The sequence below is a fragment of the Oceanicella actignis genome (genome assembly GCF_008124525.1).
Lineage (GTDB): Bacteria > Pseudomonadota > Alphaproteobacteria > Rhodobacterales > Rhodobacteraceae > Oceanicella > Oceanicella actignis.
In genome coordinates, this window is sequence record NZ_VNHJ01000001.1 from 186,160 (window position 1) to 212,327 (window position 26,168).

The following is a 26,168-nucleotide window of genomic DNA, read 5'->3' on the forward strand; positions in this document are numbered from 1 at the left end:
CGCCCTTCCAGCGCCCGGCCGACATGCGCGCGGGCGGCGCAAGAAGGCGGCCGGCCGTCTCCAGCGCCCGTCGAGCCCCGGCATGCGCGCGCGGCGCAAGGGCATGGACGCGGGCGCGCGCCCGGTGCAGGCTGTCGTTTCGTCAAGGCGGCCGGCCGGCCGGCGTCCGCGGCGCTTCGCCCGGGCCGGGCGTCGGCGCGGCGCGCGCCCAAGGGCCGCGATGACGCAAGGTCGCGCTTGCGGGTCGCGGCGCGCGCGGCAAATCTGCGCGCGCGGCCGCCCGCCGCACGTCATGTCGGGAGGATGTCGATGACCCACGCGCCCAGAACGCTCGCCTCCGTGGAGGACAAGATCGCGATCGAGCGCACGCCCGTCGAGCAGCGCTGGACCGCGCGCTCGATCTACGAGATGCTTTCGCAGACCGTCGAGCGGGTCCCCGACCTGCCCGCGCTCAGCTTCCAGATCACCTCGGGGCCCAAGGACCGGGCCGAGACGCTGACCTGGCGCGAGCTCAGGGCCCGCGTCACCCAGACCGCCAACCTTCTGCGCGAGCTGGGGATCGAGGAAGGCGACGTCGTCGCCTATCTGCTGCCCAACTGCAACGAGACGGCCATCACCCTGCTGGCGGGCGCGACGGCGGGCATCGTCAACCCGATCAACCCGCTGCTCGAACCCTCGCAGATCGCCGCCATCCTGCGCGAGAGCGGCGCCAAGGCGCTGGTCACCCTCGCGCCCTTTCCCAAGAGCGACGTCGCCCAGAAGGCGGCCGCGGCGCTGGCCGAGGCGCCGGGGGTCAAGACCGTGCTCGAGGTGGATCTGCGCCGCTATCTGGGCCCGCCGCTGCGCTGGATCGTGCCCTTCGTGCGGCCCAAGGTCTCGTATCCCGAGGGCGTGCGGCGGCTGGATTTCGACGCCGAGACGCGCCGGCGCGACGGCGCGGCGCTGAACTTCGCCGAAAGCCTCGATCCCGCGCGCATCGGCGCCTATTTCCACACCGGCGGCACCACCGGCATGCCCAAGCTGGCGCAGCATGACCACCGGGGCATGATCTACAACGGGTGGATCTCGGACTATCTGATGCTGAACTCGGGCGACAACGTGCTGTGCCCGCTGCCGCTGTTCCACGTCTTCGCGGCCTATCCCATCCTCATCAGCTGCGTGGCGGCGGGGGCGCACATGATCATGCCCACCCCGGCCGGCTATCGCGGCGAGGGGGTGTTCGACAATTTCTGGAAGCTGGTCGAGCGCTGGAACGTGCAGTTCATGGTCATGGTCCCCACCGCGGCGGCGGCGCTGATGCAGCGCCCGGTGGACGCGGACGTCTCGTCGCTGAAATACGCGCTGTGCGGCTCGGCGCCGCTGCCGCTCGAGCTGTTCCGCCAGTTCGAGCAGGCGACGGGCGTCAAGATCCTGGAAGGCTACGGCATGACCGAGGCCACCTGCCTCGTCTCGTGCAACCCGATCGAGGGGCAGCGCAAGGTCGGCTCGGTGGGCATCCCCTTCCCCTACACCGACGTGCGCATCCTGCATTTCGACGAGCAGGGCCGCATCACGCGCGAATGCGCGACCGACGAGATCGGCGAGATCTGCGTGCGCAATCCGGGCGTGCGCCAGGGCTCGACCTACACCGATCCCTCCAAGAACCAGGGCCTTTACGCCGAGACCGGGCACCTGCGCACCGGCGATCTGGGCCGGATCGACGCCGACGGCTATCTGTGGATCACCGGCCGGGCCAAGGATCTGATCATCCGCGGCGGGCACAACATCGACCCCGCGCTGATCGAAGAGGCCCTGGCCGGCCACCCCGCCGTCGCCTTCGTGGGCGCGGTCGGCCAGCCCGACGCCCATGCGGGCGAGGTGCCTTGCGCCTATGTCGAGCTCAAGCAGGGGGCCGAGGCCTCGGCGGACGAGCTGATGGCCTTCGCGCGCGAGCGCATCGCCGAGCGCGCCGCGCATCCCAAGCATGTCGAGGTGCTCGAAGAGCTGCCCAAAACCGCGGTCGGCAAGGTCTTCAAGCCCGATCTGCGCAAGCGCGCCATCGTGCGCGTCTATGGCGAGGCGCTCGAGAAGGCGGGCATCTCGGCCTCGATCCACGTGGTCGAGGACAAGCGCCTTGGGCTGGTGGCCGAGCTGTCGCCCGCCGGGGTCGACTCGCTGGACGAGGACGAGGTGCGGGCGGCGCTCGGCGCCTTCCCGCGGCCGTTCCGGATCGTTCCCGCCGAGGCCTGAGCGGGGCCGCCGGGCGCGCGAAGGCGGCGCCGCGGCGCGCGGGGGCCGCTCGGGCGACCGGCGCGCCGCGGCGCCGCCCCCGGGCAGGCCCGGCGCCCACCGCCGGGACAGGGCCTGGCGCCGGCGGCGCAGGCCGCCGCGGCCGGGGGCCGATGCCGCAGACCGCCGCCCGCCGCCCGCGCGGGGCGCGGCCAGGACAAGGCGCGCTTGCCGCAGGCGATCCGGCCGCCCCGCCGCCCGCGCGGGTCGCCCGCCCGGGTCGCCGGGCGCCGCGGCGCGGGGCGCGGCCCCGGCGGGCGGCGCAATCTGCGCCGGGGGCGTGACGCGGGTGCGTCGCGCCCTAGCTTTGCGGCAAGGAAGGAGACCCGCCCATGCAAACGCCCACCGCCGACGTCGCCGCCGACCGCGCCGCGCCCTTCGCCTTCGACAACAGCTATGCGCGCCTGCCCGAGCGCTTCTACGCCCGCGTTCAGCCCACGCGCCCGCCCGCGCCGCGGCTCTTGCTGCTCAACGCCGATCTGGCGCGCGAGCTGGGGGCCGATCCGGCGCTGCTGGCCTCGGAGCAGGGGGCGCGCTGGCTGTCGGGGGCCGAGCTTCCGCCCGGCGCCGAGCCCCTGGCCATGGCCTATGCGGGGCACCAGTTCGGGCATTTCGTGCCGCAGTTGGGCGACGGGCGCGCGATCCTGCTGGGCGAGGTGATCGACCGCGCGGGCGTGCGCCAGGACCTTCAGCTCAAGGGCGCGGGGCGCACGCCGTTCTCGCGCATGGGCGACGGGCTGGCGGCGCTGGGGCCGGTGCTGCGCGAGTTCATCGTCTCCGAGGCCATGCACGCCATGGGCGTGCCCACCACCCGCGCGCTGGCCGCCGCGGCCACCGGCGCCGTGGTGCGGCGCGAGCGCCCGCTGCCCGGCGCGGTGCTGACCCGCGTCGCCGAGGGGCATGTGCGCGTCGGCACCTTCCAGTTCTTCGCCGCGCAGGGCGATCACGAGGCCGTGCGCACGCTGCTCGATCACGTCGTGGCGCGCAACTTTCCGCATCTGGCCCAGGCCCCGAACCGCGCCCGCGCCGCGCTGGACGAGGCCGTGGCCCGCCAGGCGCGGCTGGTGGCGCAGTGGATGGCGCTGGGCTTCATCCACGGCGTGATGAACACCGACAACATGCATGTGGGCGGGCAGACCATCGACTACGGCCCCTGCGCCTTCATGGACGGGTTCCGGGCCGACCGCGTGTTCAGCTCGATCGACCATGCGGGGCGCTACGCCTGGAACCAGCAGCCGCGCGCGGCGCATTGGAACCTGTCGCGGCTGGCCGGGGCGCTGGCGCGCAGCATCGACCCGGACGAGGACCGCGCCATCGCCTCGGCGCAAGAGGCGATCGACGCCTTTCCCGACCTGTTCGCCGCCGCCTGGCGCGAGGCCTTCGCGCCCAAGCTGGGCCTCGATGCGGCCGCCCCCGAGGCCGAGGCGCTGATCGACGGCGCGCTGCGCCTTCTGGGCGGCGAGGAGACCGACTTCACCCTGTTCTTCCGCCGCCTTTGCCTGGCGGCCGAGGGCGACTCGGCGCCGGTGCGCGCGCTGTTCCGCGATCCGCGCCCGCTGGACGACTGGCTGGGCCGCTGGCGCGCGGCGCTTGAGGCCGGGCGCGTTGCGCCGGCCGAGGCGGCGCGGCGCATGCGGGCGGCGAATCCGGCCGTCATCCCGCGCAACCACCGCGTCGAGCAGGCCATCGCCGCGGCCGAGGCCGGCGATCTGGCGCCGGCCGAGCGCCTGATCGCGGCGCTGCGCCGCCCCTTCGACGAGCCCGCGCCCGAGCACGCCGATCTGGCCGCGCCCCCCGCGCCCGCCGAAGCGGTGCGGGTGACCTATTGCGGCACCTGACGGGGCTCAGTTCCTGTAGGCGATCTTCGAGGTGAAGCGCGGCTCGGTCGGCATGCGCAGGTGCAGCGTGGTCGCCTCGATGCCCGTCCAGCTCAGGATCGGCTCGAAGGGCACGAAGGTCTCGACCAGGATCAGGCTGTCGCCGTCGGCCATGCGCGGAAACTGCGCGGGGTCGAGGTCCGCGTCGGTCAGCGGCAGGCCCGAGCCGCTGGGCGCGGACCATTCGACGAAGTGGCGGCCGCCCTCGTATTTCACGCTCGAGATGCGCAGCCACTTGCCCGGCGGCGAGCCCGACAGCAGCTGCTGCAGCAGGTCGTGCAGCGTCGAGACGAAGGCGTCGTTGACCTCGGTCTGGCGCGAGACGATGTCCGCGATCACGTTCGAGGCGCGCACCGCGTTGCCCCGGTCGCGAAAGGCGTCGTAGAAGGCCAGGCTGGCCACCAGCCAGAAGATCAGGATGGGGACCCAGATCACGAACTCGACCGTGATCGCGCCGCGCTCGTCGCCGCGCATGCGCCGCGCGCGCGCCGCGCAGCGCCGCAGCAGCCGCGCGGGGCGCGCCGCGGCCGCGCCGATCGCCGCGCGCAGGGTTTCGCCGCGCGCGCCCATCATTGCGGCTCGTTCACGAAGGCCGAGTGCGCGATGATCGCGAACTCGCCATTGGCCGAACGGGCCATCGCCTCGGCGAAGCCCATGAGCGGGAACAGCGCGCCGACCACCGTGCAGGCCCGCACGAACATGATCTGCGAGGGCGCGCCGGGGGTGTAGGTCACGGGCGGGTTGATGACGCCCGCCGAGCGGTCCACGCAGACCGGCTCGGTGGTCGGCGCGCCGCTTGACAGGGTGAAGGGCGTCAGCTCGAGAATCAGGCTGCTTTCGCAGTCCTTGATGATCTGCGCATGCTCGCAGATGCGCTTCTTGATCGTGGCGGGGGTGGGGTCGGTCACCAGGCCCAGCCGCAAGTCGCGAATCGCCAGGTCCAGCCCGCGGTCCAGCATGGTGGTGCGCACCATGTACCAGCCGGCTTCGTAGATCGAGAACACGATCATCAGCAGCACCGGCACGACGATCACGAACTCGACCGTCGCCGCGCCGGCTTCGTCGCGGGCCCCGCCGCGCAGGCGAGCCATGGCCCGGCCGCATGCGCGGCGCGTCGCCGCAAGCGCCTGTCGCATCATCTTCGCCTCCACGCTCCCGGCGGCGTCGCCGCGCCGGGACTCATCGCGCGCCCGCAAGGGCCGCGCACGCAACACGCCGGCGGCGCAGGGCGCGCCGATTCGCGCCGGCAGCGAAAAAGGTCGGCCATCGACGCGCCGCGGTCAACCTTGGGGCGCGCGGCGTTCGCGCGCGGGCGCGAAAACGCGCATTCGGCTTTCGCTTTCTTTCGTTATTGACAGAACAGAGCCGTTCCGCGCATTTGTTGAAGGCGAAGCGATCGCGCGCCCCGCGCCTCGGGAAGGAGCATGCCATGACTTCGGACATCTTCGTGATCGGCGGCGGGGTGAACGGCTGCGGAATCGCCCGCGACGCGGCGGGGCGGGGCCTGAGCGTCGAGCTGGCCGAGCAGGGCGACCTGGCGCAGGCGACCTCTTCGGCCTCGACCAAGCTGTTCCACGGCGGCTTGCGCTATCTCGAGTATTACGAGTTCCGCCTGGTGCGCGAGGCGCTGCGCGAGCGCGAGACGCTGCTCGTGGCCATGCCGCACATCTCGTGGCCGCTGCGCTTCGTGCTGCCCCATCACAAGGGGCTGCGGCCGGCCTGGATGCTGCGGCTGGGGCTGTTTCTTTACGATCACCTGGGCGGGCGCAAGATCCTGCCGCCCTCGCGTTCTCTGGACCTGACGCGCGACCCGGCGGGGGCGCCGCTCAAGCCCGAATTCACCCGCGGGTTCGAGTATTCCGACTGCTGGGTCGAGGACAGCCGCCTGGTGGTGCTGAACGCGCGCGACGCGGCGCGGCGCGGGGCGGTGATCCGCACGCGCACGCGCGTCGAGGCCGCGCGGCGCGAGAACGGGCTGTGGCGGGTGACGCTGCGCGACATGACCAGCGGCGAGACCTTCGAGCGCTCGGCCCGCATCCTGGTCAACGCCGCCGGGCCCTGGGTGGCGGACGTGATCGGCGCCAAGGCGGGGCTGGTCACCTCGGACAGGATCCGCCTGGTGCGCGGCTCGCACATCGTCACGCGCAAGCTGTTCGACCACGACCGGCCCTACATCTTCCAGAACGCCGACGGGCGGGTGCTGTTCGCCATCCCCTACGAGCAGGACTTCACGCTCATCGGCACCACCGACGTCGATCACGAGGGCGACCCCGGCGCGGCCGAGTGCACCCCCGCCGAGCGCGACTATCTGCTGGCCGCGGTCTCGGCGTATTTCCGCAACCCCGTGACGCGCGAAGACGTGGTATGGTCCTATTCCGGGGTGCGGCCGCTTTACGACGACGGCGCCTCGTCGGCCACGGCCGCGACCCGCGACTATGTGCTCAAGGTCGAGGGCGGAAAGGACGGAGAGGCGCCGATGCTGAACGTCTTCGGCGGCAAGATCACCACCTACCGCAAGCTGGCCGAGGCGGCCATGGCGCGCCTTGTCCCTTGGACCGGCGCCAGGCGCGCCTGGACCGCGCGCGCGCCCCTGCCGGGCGGCGACTTCCCCTGGGACGGGGCGCCGGCGCTGGCGGCCGAGCTGCGCGCGGCGCATCCCTTCCTGACCGAGCGCTGGGCCATGCGGCTGACCCGCGCCTACGGGACCGAGGCGCGGGCGCTGCTGGCCGGCGCCGAGCGGGCCGAGGACATGGGCCGCGATTTCGGCGCGACGCTGACCGAGCGCGAGGTGCGCTGGCTGATGGACAAGGAATGGGCGCGCGCGGCCGATGACGTGCTGTGGCGCCGCTCGAAGCTGGGGCTGCGGCTGGACGAGGCCGAGGCGCGCGCGCTGGACGCGTGGATGCGCGCCAACGCGCCCGCTCCGGCCCCCGCGCACGCTGAGGGAGAAGCGCGATGACGCTGACGCTCGAGGGGGTGTCGCGGGTCGTCAACGGACAGACCCACATCCACCCCACGGATCTGACGCTCGAGAAGGGCACGATGAACGTGCTGCTGGGTCCGACCCTGTCGGGCAAGACCAGCCTCATGCGGCTGATGGCCGGGCTCGACCGGCCCAGCCAGGGGCGCATCCTGTGGGAGGGGCGCGACGTGACCGGCATGCGCGTGCAGGACCGCCGCGTGGCCATGGTCTATCAGCAGTTCATCAACTACCCGTCCATGACGGTGTATGAGAACATCGCCTCGCCGCTGCGCCTTCAGGGCCTGGACCGCGTCGAGATCGACCGCCGGGTGCGCCGCGCGGCCGAGCTGGTCAGGCTTGACGACGACAAGCTGCGGCGCAAGCCGCTCGAGCTGTCGGGCGGCCAGCAGCAGCGCTGCGCCCTGGCGCGCGCGCTGGTCAAGGATGCGGGGCTGGTGCTGCTGGACGAGCCGCTGGCCAATCTGGACTACAAGCTGCGCGAGGAGCTGCGCGCCGAGATCCCGCGCATCTTCGCCGAGTCGGGGGCGATCTTCGTCTACGCCACCACCGAGCCGCACGAGGCGCTGCTGCTGGGCGGCTTCACAGCCTGCCTGTGGGAAGGCCGCGTGACCCAGTTCGGCCCCACCCCCGAGGTCTACCGCCGCCCGGCCGACGCGACCACGGCGCGGGTGTTCTCGGACCCGCCGATGAACTTCCTGCGCGCGGTCAAGAGCGGCGGCGTCCTGCGCGCCGAGACGGGCGACGAGCTGCCCGCCGCCGGGCCGCTGGCGGCGCTGCCCGACGGCGCGCTGCAGCTGGGCTTCCGCCCCGATCATCTGCGCATCGGCGCGCCGCGCGCGGGCGACCTGGCCTTCGAGGCGCGCGTGGCGGTGACCGAGCTGACGGGCTCGGAAAGCTTCGTGCATCTGGACCACGGCGCGTCGCGCTGGGTGGCGCTGGTGCATGGGGTGCATGACCTGGCGCCGGGCGCCTCGGCGCAGGTCGCCGTCGCCCCCGAACATGTCTATGCGTTCGGCGAGGACGGGCGGCTCATCGCCGCCGCGGCCTACGCCGCCGCGGCCTGAAACGCGAAGGACACGCCCATGGCGAGGATCACCCTGGCGCAGCTGGCCCATTCCTACCTGAAGGCGCCTTCGGGGCCGGCGGATTATGCGCTCAAGCGCATGGATCATGAATGGGAGGACGGCGGCGCCTATGCGCTGCTGGGGCCGTCGGGCTGCGGCAAGACCACCCTGCTCAACATCATCTCGGGGCTGCTGCGCCCGTCCGAGGGGCGCATCGCCTTCGACGGGCGCGACGTGACCGACCTGCCCACCGCCGAGCGCAACATCGCGCAGGTGTTCCAGTTCCCGGTCGTCTACGACACCATGACGGTGTTCGACAATCTGGCCTTCCCGCTGCGCAACCGCGGCGCGGAAGAGGATTACGTGCGCCGCCGCGTCGGCGCCGTGGCCGAGATGATCGGCATGACCGACGCGCTGGGCCGCAAGGCGCAGGGGCTGACCGCCGACGCCAAGCAGAAGATCAGCCTTGGCCGCGGCATGGTGCGCGAGGACGTCAACGCCATTCTGTTCGACGAGCCGCTGACCGTCATCGATCCCCACATGAAGTGGGAGCTGCGCACCCAGCTCAAGGCCCTGCATCGCGAGTTCGGGCACACGATGATCTACGTCACCCACGACCAGACCGAGGCGCTGACCTTCGCCGACAAGGTGGTGGTGATGCATGACGGGCAGGTGGTGCAGATGGGCGCGCCAGAAGAGCTGTTCGCCCGCCCCGCGCACACCTTCGTGGGCTTCTTCATCGGCTCGCCGGGCATGAACGTCCTGCCCGCGCGGGTGGCCGGCGCGCAGGCCTGGATCGGCGAGCACGTCATTCCCCTGGCGGGCGACCATGCCCCGCAGGAGCGCGCCGAGATCGGCGTGCGCCCCGAATTCGTGCGCCTGGCCGGCCCGGACGAGGGCATTCCCGTGGTCGTGCGCCGCGTCGAGGACATCGGGCGCCACCAGATCGTGCGCGCCGAACATGCCGGACGCGAGGTCAACATGCTGGCCCCCGAGGGGCAGGCCGTGCCGCTGGGCGAGGCGCGCTTCGCCTTCGATCCGGAGGCCGTCAACGTCTATGTCGACGGCTGGCGCGTGCCCGCCCGCGACGAGAAGGAGACCGCGCGATGAACAAGACCGTCAACCAGCGCGCCTGGTTCCTGGTCCTGCCGGTGCTGCTGCTGGTGGGCTTCTCGGCCGTCGTTCCGCTGATGACGGTGGTCAACTACTCGGTCCAGGACACCTTCGGAAACAACCAGTTCTTCTGGGCCGGGCTCGAGTGGTTCGAAGAGATGCTGGCCTCCGAGCGGCTGCACAACGCCTTCCTGCGCCAGCTGGCCTTCTCGGCGATCATCCTGGCGATCGAGGTGCCGCTGGGGGTGTTCGTGGCGCTGAACATGCCCAAGCGGGGGGTGTGGGCCTCGGTCTGCCTGGTGCTGATGGCGCTGCCGCTGCTGATCCCGTGGAACGTGGTGGGCACGATCTGGCAGATCTTCGGGCGCGTGGACATCGGTCTTCTGGGCTACGCGCTGTCGGCGCTGGGGATCGACTACAACTACACCCAGGACCCGATCGACGCCTGGATCACCATCATCGTGATGGATGTGTGGCACTGGACCTCGCTGGTGGTGCTGCTGGCCTATGCGGGTCTGCGCTCGATCCCCGACGCCTATTACCAGGCGGCCAAGATCGACCAGGCCAGCCGCTGGAAGGTGTTCCGCTACATCGAGCTGCCCAAGATGCGGGGGGTGCTGCTGATCGCCGTCCTGCTGCGCTTCATGGACAGCTTCATGATCTACACCGAGCCCTTCGTGGTCACGGGCGGCGGTCCGGGCAACGCGACCACGCTCCTGTCGATCGACCTGGTCAAGATGGCGATCGGGCAGTTCGACCTTGGCCCGGCGGCGGCGTTCTCGATCATCTACTTCCTGGTGATCCTGCTGCTGAGCTGGGTGTTCTACACGGTGATGACCAATCTCGACGCGCAGGAGAGCCGCAAATGACCGCTCCCGCACCCGCCGGCGCGCGCCGCCGCTTCGCCTTCAACGGCTCGGCCCTGACCTGCGCGCTCTACATCCTGTTCCTGCTGCTGCCGATCTACTGGCTGGTGAACATGAGCCTGAAGACGAACGAGGAGATCCTGTCCTCGTTCTCGCTCTGGCCGCGCGATCTGACGCTGGCCAACTACATGGTCATCTTCACCGATCCGAGCTGGTATTGGGGCTACATCAACTCGCTGATCTACGTGGTGCTGAACACGGTCATCTCGATCGCGGCGGCGCTGCCGGCGGCCTACGCCTTCAGCCGCTACAGCTTCCTGGGCGACAAGCACCTGTTCTTCTGGCTGCTGACCAACCGCATGGCGCCGCCGGCGGTGTTCGCGCTGCCCTTCTTCCAGCTCTATTCCTCGATCGGGCTGTTCGACACCCATATCGCGGTGGCGCTGGCGCACTGCCTGTTCAACGTGCCCCTGGCGGTGTGGATCCTCGAAGGGTTCATGCGCGGCGTGCCGAGGGAGATCGACGAGACCGCCTATATCGACGGCTATTCCTTCGGCCGCTTCTTCGTGAAGATCTTCATGCCGCTGATCGCCAGCGGGATCGGCGTGACGGCGTTCTTCTGCTTCATGTTCTCGTGGGTCGAGCTTCTGCTGAGCCGCACGCTGACCTCGGTGGACGCCAAGCCCATCGCGGCGACCATGACGCGCACGGTCTCGGCCTCGGGGCTTGACTGGGGGGTGCTGGCCGCGGCGGGCGTGCTGACCATCGTGCCCGGCGCGCTCGTGATCTGGTTCGTGCGCAACTACATCGCCAAGGGCTTCGCGATGGGGAGGGTGTGATGACGACGCGCAAGAAGGCTTTCCTGACCACGGCCGCGGGCGTCGTCCTGGTCCTGGGCGCGCTGGCCGCCGGGCTGCTGGCCGCGGCGCCGCGCAAGGACGGGGCGGTGGACTGGACCGCGCCGCTGATCCCCAACGGCTGGATGGCCTGGACCCTGGCGACGGCGGCGTTCTTCTATGTCATCCTGTGCCTTCTGGCGGCGATGACGCTGTGGACGGCGTTCTGGCCGCAGCCCCCGCGCATGGGCGTGCTGCGCTTCGAGACCACGCCGGGCGACCGGCTGTTCGTCAGCCTGCTGGGCTCGGCCTGGATCTGCCTTGGATGGCTTGCGTTTTTCGGCGCGCCCCTGACCGGCGCGCTGGCGGTTTGCCTCGTCTGGGCCGCGGCGGTGTTCCGCTGGGTCTGACGGAGCGAAGGCCCCCGCATCGGGCGGGGGGAGGTGAATGCATCTCGACACGGGAGGAATGAAGATGAGAACGGGATTGAAGGCCGGCGTCGCGGCGCTGGCGCTCATCGCGGGGGCAAGCCCCGGATGGGCGGACATGGCCGCGGCCAAGAAGTTCCTGGACGAGGAGATCGGCGATCTCTCGACGCTTTCGCGCGCCGAGCAGGAAGCCGAGATGCAGTGGTTCATCGACGCCGCCAAGCCCTATGCGGGCATGGAGATCAAGGTGGTGTCCGAGACGATCACCACGCATGAATACGAGTCCAAGGTGCTGGCACCCTGGTTCACCAGGATCACCGGCATCAAGGTCACGCACGACCTGATCGGCGAGGGCGACGTCGTCGAGAAGCTGCAGACCCAGATGCAGTCGGGCGAGAACATCTACGACGCCTACATCAACGACTCGGACCTGATCGGCACCCACTGGCGCTACCAGCAGGCCCGTCCGCTGTCCGACTGGATGGCCGGCGAGGGCAAGGACGTCACCAACCCCAACCTCGACCTCCAGGACTTCATCGGGCTTCAGTTCACCACCGGGCCCGACGGCAAGATCTACCAGCTGCCCGACCAGCAGTTCGCGAACCTTTACTGGTTCCGCTACGACTGGTTCAACGACCCCAAGAACAAGGCCGACTTCAAGGCGAAATACGGCTACGAGCTGGGCGTTCCGGTCAACTGGTCGGCCTATGAGGACATCGCCGAGTTCTTCACCGGCCGCGAGATCGACGGCCAGAAGGTCTACGGCCACATGGACTACGGCAAGAAGGACCCCAGCCTCGGCTGGCGCTTCACCGACGCCTGGATGTCCATGGCCGGCATGGGCGACAAGGGCGAGCCGAACGGCTTCCCGGTGGACGAGTGGGGCATCCGCGTGAACGAGAAGTTCCAGCCCACCGGCTCGTGCGTCAAGCGCGGCGGCGCCACCAACGCGCCCGCGGCCGTGTATGCCGTGCAGAAATACGTGGACTGGCTGAAGAAGTATGCGCCGCCGGCGGCCGCCGGCATGGTCTTCTCCGAGGCCGGCCCGGTGCCCGCGCAGGGCGCGATCGCCCAGCAGATGTTCTGGTACACCGCCTTCACCGCCGACATGGTGAAGGAGGGGCTGCCCGTGGTGAACGAGGACGGCACGCCCAAGTGGCGCATGGCCCCCTCGCCGCACGGCGCCTACTGGGAAGAGGGCATGAAGGTCGGCTATCAGGACGCCGGCTCGTGGACCATCCTCAAGTCCACCCCCGTGGACCGCGCCAAGGCCGCCTGGCTCTACGCGCAGTTCGTGGTCTCGAAGACCGTGGACGTGAAGAAGTCGCATGTCGGCCTGACCTTCATCCGCGAGTCCACCATCCAGCATGACAGCTTCACCGAGCGCGCGCCCAAGCTGGGCGGTCTGATCGAGTTCTACCGCTCGCCCGCGCGGGTGCGCTGGTCGCCGACCGGCGTGAACGTGCCCGACTATCCCAAGCTGGCGCAGCTGTGGTGGCAGAACATCGGCGACGCCTCGTCCGGCGCCAAGACCCCGCAGGAGGCGCTCGACGCCCTTTGCGAGGCGCAGGAAAAGGTGCTGGCCCGTCTCGAGCGCGCCGGCGTGCAGGGCGAGCTGGGCCCGCGCCTGAACGAGGAGAAGGACCCCGAGTGGTGGCTCTCGCAGCCCGGCGCGCCCAAGCCGAAGCTGGCCAACGAGAAGCCCAAGCCGATGACCGTCTCGTATGACGAGCTGATCAAGTCCTGGCAGCAGTGACGCGCGGCGCGGCCGGCGCCCCACGAGCCGGCCGCCCCGCCAGGCGCCCCCGTCCGCCCAGGCGGGCGGGGGCGCCGCCTTTTTCGGGGCCCGACGCGCAAGACCGCTTGCCGCGCGGCGCGCCTTCGGCTTCCCTGCGGCGCAGGGCGCAGGGGCCGATGCGGCGTCCCGCCGATCGGGGGGCGCAGCAGGTCCGCTTGCCGGGAACGGGCGCGGCGGGCGGCGCGCCGGCTCCATGACGTGCGCGGGCGCGCCCGCGCTCGACGACCAGGGCGGGCGCCAGCCCGCGCCGCGCAACAGGGAGGCGCATCCATGACGCACATTCTGGCCATCGATCAGGGCACCACCTCGACCCGGGCGATCGTCTTCGACGCGGCCCCCGCGCCCGTCGCCGTCGATCAGCAGGAGTTCGCGCAGCATTTCCCCGCCTCGGGCTGGGTCGAGCACGACCCCGCCGATCTGTGGGCCAGCACGGCGGCGACCTGCCGCGCGGCCATCGAGCGCGCGGGCCTGCGCGCCGCCGACATCGCGGCCATCGGCATCACCAACCAGCGCGAGACGACGGTCGTCTGGGATCGCGAAACCGGCCAGCCCGTGGGCCGCGCCATCGTCTGGCAAGACAGGCGCACCGCCGATCTGTGCCGCCGCCTCAAGGACGAGGGCGCCGAGCCCGAGGTGTCGGCCAAGACGGGGCTTCTGCTCGACCCCTACTTCTCGGCCACCAAGATCGCCTGGATCCTCGACAACGTCGAGGGCGCGCGCGCCCGCGCCGAGGCCGGCAAGCTGGCCTTCGGCACGGTCGATTCGTGGCTGATCTGGAACCTGACCGGCGGCAAGGTCCACGCCACCGACGCCACGAACGCCTCGCGCACCATGCTCTACGACATCCGCGCGGGCGCCTGGGACGCCGAGCTGTGCCGCATGTTCCGCGTGCCCATGTCCATGCTGCCCGAGGTGCGCGACAGCGCCGACGATTTCGGCCGCGCCCGCGCCGACCTTCTGGGCGCCGAGATCCCCATCCTGGGGGTGGCGGGCGACCAGCAGGCGGCGACGGTCGGCCAGGCCTGCTTCGCGCCGGGCATGGTCAAGAGCACCTACGGCACCGGCTGCTTCGCGCTGCTCAACACCGGCGATGCGCCGGTCGCGTCCGCCAACCGGCTGCTGACCACCATCGCCTACCAGCTGGACGGCAAGCCGACCTATGCGCTCGAAGGCTCGATCTTCATCGCCGGGGCGGTGGTGCAATGGCTGCGCGACGGGCTGGGCATCATCCGCGAGGCGGCGCAGACCCAGCCCCTGGCCGAGGCCGCCGATCCGGCGCAGAACGTCTATCTGGTGCCGGCCTTCACCGGCCTTGGCGCGCCCTGGTGGGATTCCGAGTGCCGCGGCGCCATCTTCGGCCTGACGCGCGGCACCGGCCCGGCCGAGCTGGCGCGCGCCGCGCTCGAGAGCGTGGGCTATCAGAGCCTCGATCTGATCGAGGCCATGCGCCGCGACTGGAGCGCCGAGGGCGCCGCCGACACGGTGCTGCGCGTGGATGGCGGCATGACCGCCTCGGACTGGACCATGCAGTTCCTGGCCGACATGCTCGACGCGCCGGTGGACCGGCCCAGGGTGCTCGAGACCACGGCGCTGGGCGCGGCCTGGCTGGCGGGCATGAAGGCGGGCCTGTGCCCCGACGCGCAGGGCTTTGCGGCGTCGTGGTCGCTGGACCGGCGCTTCGTCCCGTCGATGGACCCCGAGCGGCGCCGGGCCAAGATCGCCGGATGGCGCGACGCCGTGCGCCGCACGCTCAGCCAGCCGCGCTGACGCGTCCTTGCGCGGGCGGGGGCGGGCGCTGGCGCCGGGCAAGCCCAAGGCGCTTGCGGGTTTCTCGCGCGCCTTCGCGCGGGCGGCCCACGCCGAAATGAACACCTTGCCCGCGTCGAAGTTTCGCCCGCGCCTGCGCGCGGGCGGCGGCGGGCGGGCCGCGGTCGCGCCTTTCGTCCCCCGACGCGTGCGCGGGCGGGCCAGGGGGCGCCCCCGCGCCGCCCGCTCTCGCGGCGACTTCCGCCCCGCGCATCTCCGCGCGGCGGGGGGGGGGGCGGCTTCGCCGGCGCAAGCGGCGCGCGCGCCCTGATCGCGGCTGATCGGCGGGCCGTCCTCAGACCGACGGCCGCTCCGCGCCGGCCGCCAGCGCGTCGCGCGGCCCCCTCCCGGGCGCCTGGCTGCTCGGCCCGCGCATGGCCCCGGGCGCCCTTGCCCGCCGGCGCGCGGGGCGTTACCGACTGGGGCATGACGGCGACGCGGGCGTTCCTCATTTCGGCTCCATCCTCGGGCTCGGGCAAGACGGTCCTGACCCTCGGGCTCTTGCGCGCGCTGCGCCGGGCGGGGGCGGACGTCGCCTCGGGCAAGTGCGGACCCGACTACATCGACCCGGCCTTCCACGAGGCCGCCACGGGCCGGCCTTGCGCGACGCTCGACGCCTGGGCCGAGCCGCCCGCCGCCCTTCGCGCCCGCGCCCGCGCGACCGGGGCCGAGCTGCTGCTCGTCGAGGGCGCGATGGGCCTGTTCGACGGCGCCGAGGCGCCCGGCGCGGGCGGGACCGGGGCGGCGGCCGACGTCGCGCGCGCGCTGGGCGCGCCGGTGGTGCTGGTGCTGGACGCCGCGCGCATGGCGCAGACGGCCGGGGCGCTGGTGGCGGGGCTTGCGCGCCATCGGCCGGGGGTCGAGGTGGCGGGCGTCATCCTCAACCGCGTCGCCGGCGCGCGGCACGAGCGCATGCTGGCCGGCGCGATCGCGCCGGTCGCGCCGGTGCTGGGCGCGATCGCGCGCGACGCGCGGCTGCAGACGCCCGCGCGTCACCTGGGGTTGGTGCAGGCGGCCGAGCGCGCGGATCTCGAGGCCTTCGTCGAGGCGGCGGCCGATCTGGTCGCGCAAGGCTGCGACCTGGCGGCGCTGCGCGCCCTGGCCCGGCCCGTGGCGGCGGGCGCGGCGCCGGCGCGGCTGGCGCCCTTGGGCGCGCGCATCGCCGTCGCGCGCGACGTGGCCTTCGCCTTCGCCTATGACCACATGCTGCGCGACTGGCGCGCGCAGGGGGCGCAGGTCATGCCCTTCTCGCCCCTGGCCGACGAGCCGCCGGCCGCCGATGCGGACGCCGTGTTTCTGCCCGGCGGCTATCCCGAGCTGCACGCCGACCGCCTGGCCGCGGCGACCCGCTTCGCCGCCGGCATGCGCGCGGCGGCCGAGCGGGGCGCGCTGATCTATGGCGAGTGCGGGGGCTACATGACGCTGGGCCGCGGGCTGGAGTGCGCCGACGGCGCGCGGCGCGAGATGCTGGGCCTGCTGCCGCTCGAGACCAGCTTCGCCCGCCGCCGCCGCACGCTGGGCTACCGGCGCCTGACGCCGCGCGCGGGCGCGCCCTGGGCCGGGCCCCTGGCCGCGCACGAGCATCGCCAGGCCACCACGCTGCGCGCCGAGGGCGCGCCGCTGTTCGACGCCGCCGACGCCGCCGGCCGCGAGCTGGGCGCGATGGGCTTGCGCGCGGGGCGGGTGTGCGGCTCGTTCGCGCATGTGATCGCGCCATTGGCGGCAGTGTGACCACGGCCCGCCCGGGCCCCCGAGCGCAAGGAGGCGCCATGAGCCGCATCGTTCTTCTGTGCGATTCCCACATCCGCGCGGGCGAGGCCGGGCGCGAGGCGGCCGCGCGCCTGGCGTTGGCGGCGGCCGCGGCGCGCCGGCTTGCGCCCGACCTGATCGTGCATGCGGGCGATCTGGCCGATGACGGCGCGCCCGAAAGCTACGCCATGGCGCGCAGGGCGCTTGCCGGGGCGGCGCCGCTGTGGATCCTGCCGGGCAATCACGACGAGCGCGGCGCGCTGGCCGCCGCCTTCCCCGAGGCCGTCGCCGCCGAGGCGCCGCCCTTTCTGTGCGGCGTGCGTCAGGCGGGGCGGCTGCGCCTGGTGGGGCTCGACACGCTGGCGCCGGGGCAGGTTGCCGGCCGTCTGACCCCGGCGCAGGCCCAGTGGCTGCGCGCCCGCCTCGCCGAGATGGGCGACGAGCCGTGGGTTCTGATCATGCATCACCCGCCTTGCGCGCTGGGCATGCCGCAGCTGGACCGCTGGCCCTTCGAGGGCGCCGACGAGCTGCTGTGCGCCCTGGCCGCCGCCCCGCGCCCGCCGCTGTGCATCCTCTGCGCCCACGCGCACGGCGCGCACGAGATCGACTGGCGCGGCTTGCGGGTCTCGGTCTCGCCGCCCACGGGGCCGCTTTTCGCGCCCGAGCCGGGCGAGCCGGGCCTGCGCCGGCACATGGGCGCGCCGATGCTGCGGGCGATCGAGCTGACGCCCGAGGGCCTGCGCCTGCGCGCCATGCCCGCCCTCGGGCAAGGCTGAGGGCCATGAGCGGCGTGCGGCCGGGCGCGGCGGGCCGGGTCCTGATCGGGGCGCTGGCCTGGCTTGGCGGGCGGGCGCGCTGGGCGCTGGCCCTGTCGGCGCTGGTCGCGCTGGCCGCGCCGCAGCTGGCGGCGGCGCTGCGCCCCTTCCTGCCGGCGCTGGTGGCGATGGTCTATGCGCTGGCGATGACGCGGATCGACCTGCGCGCGGCGGCGCGGCTGGGCGGAGGCCGGCGGGCCGCGCGGGCCTTCGCCGCGGCCGCGGTCATGGTGGGGCTGGCGCCGCTGGCCGCCTTCGGGGCGGCGCGGGCGGCGGGCGCGCCGCCGGACGTCGTCGCGGCGCTTGTCTATACGCTGGCCGCGCCGCCCATCGCCTCGGCGGCGGGCTTCGCCTTCATCATGGGGCTGGACGCGGCGCTGGCGCTTGAGGTCACGCTGGCGGCGTCGATCCTGGCCCCGCTTGCGGGCGCGCCGCTGGCGGCGTGGCTGCTGGGCGCGGCGGCGCCGGTGGGCGGGCTGGAGCTTGCGCTGCGCACGGGGGCGATGATCGGCGCGGGGGCGTTGGCGGCGGCGCTGTTGCGGCGCCTTCTGGGCCCGGCGCGCATCGCGCGCTCGGGCCCGGCCTTCGACGGGCTGACGGTGCTGGCGATGACCGTCTTCATCATGCCGCTGTTCGACGGCGTCGGCGCGACGCTGGCGGCGGCTCCGGGTCGGGCGGCGCTTTATCTGGCGCTCGGCTCGGCGCTGATCCTGGGGCCCTATCTGGCGCTGCGCCGCCTGCGCGGAGGCGCGGGCCCGCGCGCGGGAGCGCTGGCGCTCACGGGGGGCACGCGCTCGGTCGCGATCTATCTGGCCGCCTTGCCGCCCGATCCGTTGTTCGGCCTGTTCGTCGCGCTCTACCAGATCCCCATGGTGCTGTCGCCGCTGGCGCTGTCGCGCCTGGCGCGCCGGTCCCGGCGCGGGGGCGGCGAGGGGGGCTGAGACGCAAGGCGAGACGGGCGACGCGGCCCCGCGCGCGGCCCGGGCGCGGCCCGGGCGCTGCCAGGGTTCGGGCGCGGCGCCGGGGCCGCGGGCCGTGACGGGGCCCGGGGGCGCCTTCACTGACGGGGCCCGGGGGCGCCTTCACTCCAGCCGCGCCAGGCGCAGCCGCGCCACCTGTTCGAGCGAGGCGCGCCGGCCGACCTCGCGCATCATGGCGGCGACATAGTCCAGATGCGCCTCGACCGCCGCGCGCGCCTCGTCCGGCCGGCCGGCCAGCACCGCGTCGCGGATGGCGCGGTGCTGCTCGAGCAGCGCGTCGCGCGCCGGGCGCAGGGCGAACAGCGCGTCGCGGTTGTAGAACACCCCGCGGCGCAGCAGCTCGAACATCGAGCGCATCATGTGCAGCATGACCACGTTGTGCGCCGCCTCGACCACGGCCATGTGGAACTCGGCGTCAAGGCGCGCCTCCTCGTCCGGGTTGCGGCGGGCGTGGGCGGCCTCCATGCGCGCGAACACGCGGGCGATCACGGCGCGATCGCCCTCGGTGGCCTGCGCGGCGGCGCGGGCGGCGGCCAGCCCCTCGAGGTCGCGGCGGAAGCTGAGATAGTCGTAGAGCGCCTGGTCATGCGTGGCGAACAGCTCGATGAGCGGCGGCGCGAAGGCCTGGCCCAGCACGTCGGCCACGAACACGCCCGCCCCGCGCCGGGTCGCCGTCAGGCCGCGCGATTCCAGCTCGGCCAGCGCCTCGCGCAGGGTCGGGCGCGAGACCGCAAGGCGGCGCGCCAGCTCGCGCTCGGCCGGCAGGCGGTCGCCGGGGCGCAGCACGCCCTGAAGGATCAGCTCCTCGACCTGGCGCACCACGGCTGCGGCGGTCTTCTCGGTCTGGACCGGGCGGAAGGGCATGGCGGGCCTGGCGGGTTGAATTGGTCCGATCGGTTGACCAATAGCAGCCCGCCGGGCGCCGGGGCAAGCCGGCCGGGCCCGTCAGGGCGCCGTCGCGCGGGCGGCGGTGGCTTCGAAGATCGCGTCAAGCTCGCGCGCCAGGCCGGCCAGGGCCGGGCCGCCCTCGGCCATGTAGGGGGCGAAGACGTGGCTGGGCGTCTTCCATGCCAGCGTCGCGCCGCTCGGGGTCTGGACGACGTAGAAGCGGATCGGCGCCTCGATCATGGCCGCGAGCGAGGCGCGCAGCGCCCGCACGGCGAAATCGTTGCGGAAGACCCCGACCACCCGGTTGCCCGGAACGCGCACGCCGCGCGCGCGGGCGGCCTCGGTGGGGCCGGCCTCGGCGACCACGGCCATGCCTTCGGCGCGCACGGCCGCGCGCAGGCGCGGCAGCAGCTCGGCATAAGGCAGGGCGACGTCGATCGTCCGCCATCCGGGCCGGGGCGAGAGGGCGGCGGGGGCGACGGGTTCGGCGGCCGCCGCGGGCGGCGCGGCGGCGCCAAGGGCGGCGACAAGGGCGAGGCAGACAGGAAGCGGGCGGATCATGGTTGGTCCTTTCCTTCGGTGCGACGAGAAGAACGAACGCGCCGGAGGCGCGGCGTCGGGCGGCCTCATGCGCGAGGCGGGCAGGCGGGCGGGTCCATGCCCAGCCGCGCGCGCAGGCGCGTTCCCAGCGCCGAGCCCGCCCAGCCCCAGATCAGCCACCACCACCCATGCGCCGAGCCCGACGCCAGCCCGCCCAGATAGGCCCCGATGTTGCACCCATAGGCCAGGCGCGCGCCGTAGCCCATCAGCAGCCCTCCGGCGGCGGCCGTCAGCGCGCCGCGCAAGTCCGGCCGCGCGCCGCCGCCCCAGCGCCCGGCAAGCGCGGCGGCGGCCATGGCGCCCAGCACGATGCCGAAATTCATCACCGAGGTCGCGTCGGCGAACACCGACGCCTCGAGCGCGCCGCGCCGCCAGCCGCTCCAGTAGGTCCACTCCTGCACCGGCAGCCCGGCGGCGTTCAGCGCCTTGGCGCCCCACAGCGCGAAGGCCGAGGTCACGCCCCATGGCCGGCCCAGCGCCAGGAAGCAGCCGATGCCGACCAGCGCCAGCGCCGCCGCGCCCATGCCCGGCGTCCATGGGCCGCGCAGCGGGTCGCCGGCGCGCGCAGGCGGCTCGAGCGCGCCGTGGCGCCGGCGCTCGAGCGCCGCCGAGGCCAGCGCGATCGCGCCCAGCAGGGCCAGCGTGACCGCCAGCGCGGGCAGCGCGCCCATCATCTGCGGCAGCGACGCGCCCGCGCGCGTGCGCGGCAGGGCCGACCAGAAATCCCAGTGCGCCGTCGCCAGGACCGATCCGCCGACGAAGAAGGCCAGCGTGATGGCCATGCGCGGCGCGCCGCCCCCCAGCGCATGCAACGTGCCCGAGGCGCAGCCGCCGCCCAGCTGCATGCCGGCGCCGAACATGAACGCCCCGATCGCCGAGGCCGCGCCGATGGGCAGCACATGGCCGCGCGCGGGCAGGCCGATCTGGGCGCCCCATTGCATGAGCGGGTAGGACGCCGCGCAGGTCAGCCCGATCAGCAGCATCTGCGCGCGCAGCCCCGCGCCGCGCCGCTCGCGCGTCATGCGCCGCCAGGCCGAGGCGAAGCCGAAGCGCGCGTGATGCAGCGCCAGCCCCGCGAACGCGCCCAGCAGCGCCGCCCAGACCAGGGGCGCGCCCCGCTCGGCATGGGCCCGCGCCGCCAGCAGCGCCAACAGCGCCAGCGCCGCCGCCAGGGCGCGGGCGTCGACGGGGGGCGCGGGGCCGGCGCCGGGCTTTTCGGCAGGGACCGCGGCCGAGCCTGAGGCGGCGTTTGCAGCGGGGCCTGCGGCGGGGGTGGCGGCGGGCGCGCCGGCGGGCGCGACGACGGGGGCGCCGGCGACGGGATCGTTCACGGGGGCGCCGCGCCGCGAGGCGACCGGCGCGCCGACGGGCGCGTCCTTGGGCGCTTCGGTCCGGGCGGCGCCTTCTGGGGGCGGGGTTCGGCTCATCGGCTCGTTGGACTCCTGTCGGCGCGGCGCGTCGCGCTTTCCCCGCGGGGCGGGCCTCGGGGGCTTCCCCACAATGCGCCGCGGCGCGCTCGCGCGTCGTCACAAGAGGGTGAGAGCGCCTTCCGCCCCCTCGCCATCGCCGCAATGCTGGTCCAGCGTTCGGGCAGGAAACAGGACGAAAGAGACGCTCATGCGCACCGATGCCGCCGGACACGACCTGACGCTGCAATCCTCCGAGGCCGCCGGCGCCTGGGACGCCTGCGTGGCCGCCTTTCTGGCCCACGGCGCCGCGACGCCCGAGCATCTGGCGCGCGCGCTGGCGGCCGAGCCGGGCTTTGCGCTGGGGCACGCGGCCAAGGGGTTCTTCATGCTGCTGCTGGGCCGCGCCGAGCTGCTGCCCGCCGCCGACGACGCCCTGCGCGCGGCGCGCGCGGCCGCCGCGCAGGGCGGCGCCAATGCGCGCGAGGCGGCCTATGTGGCCGCCCTGTCCGACATGCGCGCGGGGCGCCAGCGCGCCGCGGCCGCGCGGCTCGAGGCCATCGCGCGGCGCTGGCCCGGCGATTCGCTGGCCATGAAGCTGACGCAGGCGGTGCGCTTCATCCTGGGCGATCCGGCCGGGATGCGCGCCGCCCTGGCCGATCAGGCGCCGGGCTTTGGCGCCGATCACCCGCATCGCGGCTATTTCCTCGGATGCACGGCCTTCGCGCTGGAAGAGACGGGCGACTACGCCGCCGCCGAGCGCGCCGGGCTCGAGGGGCTCGAGCTTGCGCCCGACGACGCCTGGGGGCTGCACGCCGTCGCCCATGTCCACGACATGACCGGCCAGCCGGAAAGGGGCGTGCGCTGGCTGGCGGGGCAATCGGCGCGCTGGGCGCATTGCAACAATTTCGGCTATCATGTGTGGTGGCATCTGGCGCTGTTCCATCTGGACCGGGGCGCCTGGGGGCCCGCGCTCGAGCTATACGACCGCAAGGTCTGGCCCGACCGCACCGACGACTATCGCGACATCGCCAACGCGGCGTCGCTGCTGATGCGGCTCGAGCTGGAGGGGGTCGATGTGGGCGCGCGCTGGGAGGCGCTGGGCGAGCTGTGCGCGCGGCGCGTCGATGACGGGCAGGTGATGTTCGCCGATCTGCACTATCTGCTGAGCCTGACGCGCGCCGGCCGCGCCGCCGAGGCCGAGGCGCTGAGCGCGCGCATCGCCCGCGACGCCGAGCGGCTCGACCACGACCAGCACGAGGTCGCCGCCCTGGCCGCCCTTCCGGCGGCGCAGGCGCTGCTGGCCTTTCGCAACGGCGATCATGCGCGCGCCCATGCCGCCTTCGCGCGCGCCGCGCCGCGCATGCAGGCGCTGGGCGGCAGTCATGCGCAGCGCGACGTGTTCGAGCGCCTGGCCGTCGAGGCCGCCCTGCGCGCCGGGCTGCTTGACGAGGCCGAGGCCATGCTGGCCCGCCGCGCGGCGCGCCGCGGCGCCGAGGACGGCTATTGCGCCCGCCGCCGCCAGGCCATCGCGGCGCGGCGCGCCCAGGGGCGGAGCGGCGGGCTGCGCGCCGCGCCGGGCGCGGCATGAACGCGGCCGTCGGCGCGAGGCTGGCCGATTCGGGGCGTGGGGCGGGGCGCGATCCGCGGCTCGACTTCTTTCGCGGGCTGGCGATGTTCATCATCTTCGTCGCGCATGTGCCGAACGATGCGTGGGCGCTGTGGATTCCGGCGCGCTTCGGCTTTTCGGACGCGACCGAGATCTTCGTGTTCTGCTCGGGCATGGCCTCGGCCATCGCCTTCGGCGGCGTGTTCGCGCGGCGCGGCTGGCTGATGGGAACGGCGCGGATCGCGCATCGCGTCTGGCAGGTCTATTGGGCGCATGTGGGGCTGTTCCTGTGCGTGGCGGCGCTGCTCTACGCGGTCGATCGGCTGCAGCTGGGGCTGCCGGACAAGCGCTATGTGGCGGCCGTGCCCATCGTGCCGTTCTTCGAGAACACGGGAGAGGCGCTGTTGGGTCTGATGACGCTGCGCTGGACGCCGAACTATTTCGACATCCTGCCCATGTATCTGGCGATCCTGGCGATGATCCCGGCGATGATGGCGCTGCACCGGCTGGGCGGGCGCGGCGCGGTGGCGGCGGCCGCGCTGGCGGTGTGGCTGGCGGCGCAGCTGGGCTGGGCGCATCTGCCCTCGCGCCCCTGGGCGCCCGAGATCGACTGGTTCTTCAACCCCTTCGGCTGGCAGCTGGTGTTCTTCACCGGCTTCGCCTTCGGCATGGGATGGCTGCCGGCGCCGCCGGTCTCGCGCGCGCTGGCCATCGCGGCGGCGGCGGTGCTGCTCACGGCGCTGCCCTTCGCGTGGTTCAAGATCCACCAGGGGCTTTACCTGCCGGCCGACTGGGCGCTGACCGAGGCGATCGCGCGCCTGCGCGCGCAGACCGAGTTCCTGTGGTGGAAAAGCTGGGTCGGCGGGTGGCGCTATCTGCACTTCCTCGCGCTGGCCTATCTGGCATGGCTGGCGGCGGGTCCGGCGGGGCGGCGGCTGGCCGCGCCGGGACGGCGCGCGGCGCCGCCGGCGGGGCCGGGGCGGCGCATGCTGATCGCGGCGGCGGCGGCGGCGCTGGCGACGGCGCCCCATGCCTATGTGGACGAGATCCGCGCCCATCTGCCCGCGCTCGACGCGCTGATTCTGGCGCTTTACGGCGAAGGCGCGCGCGCCCTGCTGGGCTTCGATCTGTTCCTGCCGGCCGAGCGCATCGGGCTTGCGCAGCTGCTGCATCTGGCCGCGCTGGCGACGCTGGTCTGGAGCGCGCTGGGCGCGCGCGGGCGCGGCTGGCTGGCGGCGCGGGGCTGGCCGGCGGCGGTGCGGGTCGTCCGCAAGGTCGGGAGCCAGTCGCTGGCCGTGTTCCTGACCTCGATGGTTCTGGCGCAGGCGGCCGGGGTGTGGCTGGACGTGGCGGGCCGCAGCCCGTGGACGAACGCGCTGGTCAACCTGACCGGCTTCGCGGCGCTGATCGCGACGGCGCATGCGGCGTCCTGGTTCAAGCGCCAGCCCTGGCGCGGCCTGCCGGCCGAGCCCGCGCCTTCATCCGCCAAGCCCGCGCCCCGGCCGGCGCCGCTCGCGCCCCGGAAGGCGCAGCCTGCGCCAGCCCCGGCGCGGCCCGCCCGGTCGTCCGGCCCCCGCGCCATGCGCGAGTCTTGTCCGGCGGCGGAGGGACGGCCATGATGTGGACGCGAAGCGCGCGCATCCTCGCACCCGTCGGCAAGGAAGGGAGCGGCCGCACATGAACCATGCTCCGGCAACGCGCCCCCAGGCGCTCGCCCCGCTGCGCGCGGATGGCGCGCCGGTGGTGATCGCGCAGCTCGGCCAGTCGCTGGACGGGCGCATCGCCACGGTCACGGGAGCGTCGAAATACATCAACGGCGCGCGCGCGCTCGAGCATCTGCACCGCCTGCGCGCGCATGTCGATGCGGTGATCGTGGGGGTCGGCACCGTCGCCGCCGACGATCCCCGGCTGACGGTGCGCCGCGTCGACGGCCGCCACCCGGCGCGCGTGGTCATCGACCCGCGCGGGCGCATGCCGCGCGACGCCGCGATCCTGGCCGACGGCACGGCGCCCGTGCTGGTGGCGAGCGCGCCTGACGCCCCCCCGCCGCCGCCGCCGGCCGAGGCGCTGCGCCTGCCCGCGCCGGGCGGGCGCTTCGACCCCCGCGCCATCGTCGCCGCGCTGGCCGAGCGCGGCCTGACGCGCCTTCTGGTCGAGGGCGGCGCCGACACGCTGGCCGGTTTCCTCGAGGCGCGGGCGGTGGACATGCTGCACATCCTCATGGCGCCGATGATCCTGGGATCGGGCAAGCCGGGCTTTCGCCTCTCGCCCATCGAGCGGCTGGACGAGGCGCTGCGCCCGCGCACCGAGGTGCATGTGTTCGACGACGGCGACGTGCTGTTCACCTGCGACATGCGCAACAGCTGGAGCCGGCCATGAGCGCGGGCGCCTACACGCCTCTTCAGCGCGCGCTGCACTGGATCGTGGCGGCGCTGGTGATCGTGTTGATCCCGGCGGGGCTGTTGATCGAGGGCTACGACCCCGAAGTGGCGGCGCGCGTGAACGGCGCGCTGGGGGCGGGGGCGTTCGATCTCATCTACGATCTGCACAAGTCGGCGGGTCTGACGGTGCTCGGGCTGATGATCCTGCGCGCGGCGGCGCGGGCGGCGCGGCCGCCGGCGCCCCATGATCCGCCGCTGCGCGCGTGGGAGCGGGCGGCCTCGCGGATCGTGCATCTGCTGCTCTATGCGCTGCTGATCGCGGCGCCGGTCGTCGGCTGGATCGGCGTCAGCCTGTATCCCGCGCCGGCGCCGGTCTGGTTCCTGTTCGACGCGCGGCTGCCGCTGACGCCGGACCGGGCGCTGTCCGAGACGTTGCTCGGGCAGGTGCATGGGCCGATGGGCGTGATGATCGGCCTTCTGGCCGCGGCGCATGTGCTGGCGGCGCTCAAGCACGCCTTCATCGACCGCGACGGCGTGATGCGCCGCATGCTCGGGGGCGGCTGATCCGGGCCGCGGCTCGCCGGGGCTGGGCGCGGCGGGCGCGGTTCCCGACAAGGGCTGCGCGAAGGCCGGCGCGGCGGATCTGCGCTTGGGCCGCCGGGCCCGCCGTCGGGTCGTCGGCCGGCCGTTCGGGGCGCGTC

At 73.6% G+C, this 26,168-nt stretch carries 22 protein-coding genes; 17 read left to right on the top strand and 5 right to left on the bottom strand.

Annotated elements, in window-relative coordinates:
• Nucleotides 1–309 precede the first annotated feature (309 nt).
• Both LY05_RS00840 and LY05_RS00845 read left to right on the top strand, forming a co-directional pair.
• A complete protein-coding gene (locus LY05_RS00840; RefSeq protein ID WP_072746387.1) occupies nt 310–2,229 on the top strand; it encodes an acyl-CoA synthetase in 1,920 nt (639 codons plus the stop codon).
• A 371-nt stretch (nt 2,230–2,600) separates the two neighbouring features.
• Nucleotides 2,601–4,106 carry a protein adenylyltransferase SelO gene (locus tag LY05_RS00845; RefSeq protein ID WP_148921762.1) on the top strand — a complete coding sequence of 502 codons (1,506 nt, stop codon included), beginning with the start codon at nt 2,601–2,603 and terminating at the stop codon, nt 4,104–4,106.
• A gap of 6 nt (nt 4,107–4,112) precedes the next feature.
• Here LY05_RS00845 and LY05_RS00850 read toward each other — a convergent pair whose 3' ends face one another.
• Together LY05_RS00850 and LY05_RS00855 are read right to left on the bottom strand one after the other, a co-directional pair.
• Complete coding sequence (locus LY05_RS00850) at nt 4,113–4,718, bottom strand: TadE/TadG family type IV pilus assembly protein (RefSeq protein WP_148921763.1); 606 nt, start codon at nt 4,716–4,718, stop codon at nt 4,113–4,115.
• A complete protein-coding gene (locus LY05_RS00855; protein WP_170258715.1) occupies nt 4,715–5,236 on the bottom strand; it encodes a TadE/TadG family type IV pilus assembly protein in 522 nt (173 codons plus the stop codon). The genes LY05_RS00850 and LY05_RS00855 overlap by 4 nt, the downstream gene beginning before the upstream one ends.
• 338 nt (nt 5,237–5,574) lie before the next feature.
• Between LY05_RS00855 and glpD the strand changes: the two genes are divergently transcribed.
• From glpD to LY05_RS15045, 11 genes are all read left to right on the top strand, one after another.
• Complete coding sequence (glpD, locus tag LY05_RS00860) at nt 5,575–7,104, top strand: glycerol-3-phosphate dehydrogenase (RefSeq protein WP_148921765.1); 1,530 nt, start codon at nt 5,575–5,577, stop codon at nt 7,102–7,104.
• The gene (locus LY05_RS00865) at nt 7,101–8,192 is read left to right on the top strand and encodes an ABC transporter ATP-binding protein (protein ID WP_148921766.1); all 1,092 of its coding nucleotides are present in this window, start codon (nt 7,101–7,103) and stop codon (nt 8,190–8,192) included. The genes glpD and LY05_RS00865 overlap by 4 nt, the downstream gene beginning before the upstream one ends.
• Nucleotides 8,193–8,210: 18 nt before the next feature.
• Nucleotides 8,211–9,302, top strand: a complete 1,092-nt coding sequence (locus LY05_RS00870; RefSeq protein ID WP_148921767.1) for an ABC transporter ATP-binding protein — start codon at nt 8,211–8,213, stop codon at nt 9,300–9,302.
• Nucleotides 9,299–10,174: a carbohydrate ABC transporter permease gene (locus tag LY05_RS00875; protein WP_072746382.1), complete on the top strand. Its 876-nt coding sequence runs from the start codon at nt 9,299–9,301 to the stop codon at nt 10,172–10,174. Before LY05_RS00870 ends, LY05_RS00875 begins: the two co-directional genes overlap by 4 nt.
• Nucleotides 10,171–11,010, top strand: coding sequence for a carbohydrate ABC transporter permease (locus LY05_RS00880; protein ID WP_148921768.1), 840 nt, complete (start codon nt 10,171–10,173; stop codon nt 11,008–11,010). The genes LY05_RS00875 and LY05_RS00880 overlap by 4 nt, the downstream gene beginning before the upstream one ends.
• Complete coding sequence (locus LY05_RS00885; protein WP_072746381.1) at nt 11,010–11,417, top strand: DUF2160 domain-containing protein; 408 nt, start codon at nt 11,010–11,012, stop codon at nt 11,415–11,417. The genes LY05_RS00880 and LY05_RS00885 overlap by 1 nt, the downstream gene beginning before the upstream one ends.
• A 64-nt stretch (nt 11,418–11,481) precedes the next feature.
• Nucleotides 11,482–13,191 carry an ABC transporter substrate-binding protein gene (locus tag LY05_RS00890; RefSeq protein WP_148921769.1) on the top strand — a complete coding sequence of 570 codons (1,710 nt, stop codon included), beginning with the start codon at nt 11,482–11,484 and terminating at the stop codon, nt 13,189–13,191.
• A 312-nt stretch (nt 13,192–13,503) separates the two neighbouring features.
• Nucleotides 13,504–15,000 (top strand): glycerol kinase GlpK, encoded by a 1,497-nt coding sequence (gene glpK, locus LY05_RS00895; RefSeq protein ID WP_148921770.1) that lies wholly within the window; start codon nt 13,504–13,506, stop codon nt 14,998–15,000.
• 465 nt (nt 15,001–15,465) lie between these two features.
• Complete coding sequence (locus LY05_RS00900; protein WP_148921771.1) at nt 15,466–16,770, top strand: cobyrinic acid a,c-diamide synthase CobB; 1,305 nt, start codon at nt 15,466–15,468, stop codon at nt 16,768–16,770.
• 38 nt (nt 16,771–16,808) lie between these two features.
• On the top strand, nt 16,809–17,564 hold the full coding sequence (locus LY05_RS00905) for a metallophosphoesterase (RefSeq protein ID WP_148921772.1): 756 nt from the start codon (nt 16,809–16,811) through the stop codon (nt 17,562–17,564).
• 5 nt (nt 17,565–17,569) lie between these two features.
• The gene (locus LY05_RS15045; RefSeq protein ID WP_170258717.1) at nt 17,570–18,544 is read left to right on the top strand and encodes a hypothetical protein; all 975 of its coding nucleotides are present in this window, start codon (nt 17,570–17,572) and stop codon (nt 18,542–18,544) included.
• Between the two features lie 141 nt (nt 18,545–18,685).
• On the opposite strand, the gene LY05_RS00915 is transcribed toward LY05_RS15045, so the two are convergent.
• The 3 genes from LY05_RS00915 to LY05_RS00925 form a co-directional block, all read right to left on the bottom strand.
• Nucleotides 18,686–19,447, bottom strand: coding sequence for an FCD domain-containing protein (locus tag LY05_RS00915; protein WP_072746375.1), 762 nt, complete (start codon nt 19,445–19,447; stop codon nt 18,686–18,688).
• 81 nt (nt 19,448–19,528) lie between these two features.
• A complete protein-coding gene (locus LY05_RS00920) occupies nt 19,529–20,032 on the bottom strand; it encodes a DUF302 domain-containing protein (RefSeq protein WP_148921773.1) in 504 nt (167 codons plus the stop codon).
• A gap of 65 nt (nt 20,033–20,097) precedes the next feature.
• A complete protein-coding gene (locus LY05_RS00925) occupies nt 20,098–21,498 on the bottom strand; it encodes a YeeE/YedE family protein (RefSeq protein WP_148921774.1) in 1,401 nt (466 codons plus the stop codon).
• Between the two features lie 190 nt (nt 21,499–21,688).
• On the opposite strand from LY05_RS00925, the gene LY05_RS00930 reads away from it, so the two are divergent.
• The 4 genes from LY05_RS00930 to LY05_RS00945 are packed head-to-tail and all read left to right on the top strand — an operon-like array spanning nt 21,689 to nt 26,031.
• A complete protein-coding gene (locus tag LY05_RS00930; protein WP_072746373.1) occupies nt 21,689–23,068 on the top strand; it encodes a tetratricopeptide repeat protein in 1,380 nt (459 codons plus the stop codon).
• Nucleotides 23,065–24,705 (top strand): OpgC family protein, encoded by a 1,641-nt coding sequence (locus tag LY05_RS00935; protein ID WP_148921775.1) that lies wholly within the window; start codon nt 23,065–23,067, stop codon nt 24,703–24,705. Before LY05_RS00930 ends, LY05_RS00935 begins: the two co-directional genes overlap by 4 nt.
• Before the next feature lie 58 nt (nt 24,706–24,763).
• Nucleotides 24,764–25,465, top strand: a complete 702-nt coding sequence (locus LY05_RS00940; RefSeq protein WP_148921776.1) for a RibD family protein — start codon at nt 24,764–24,766, stop codon at nt 25,463–25,465.
• Nucleotides 25,462–26,031, top strand: a complete 570-nt coding sequence (locus LY05_RS00945) for a cytochrome b (RefSeq protein ID WP_148921777.1) — start codon at nt 25,462–25,464, stop codon at nt 26,029–26,031. The genes LY05_RS00940 and LY05_RS00945 overlap by 4 nt, the downstream gene beginning before the upstream one ends.
• Nucleotides 26,032–26,168: the final 137 nt, after the last annotated feature.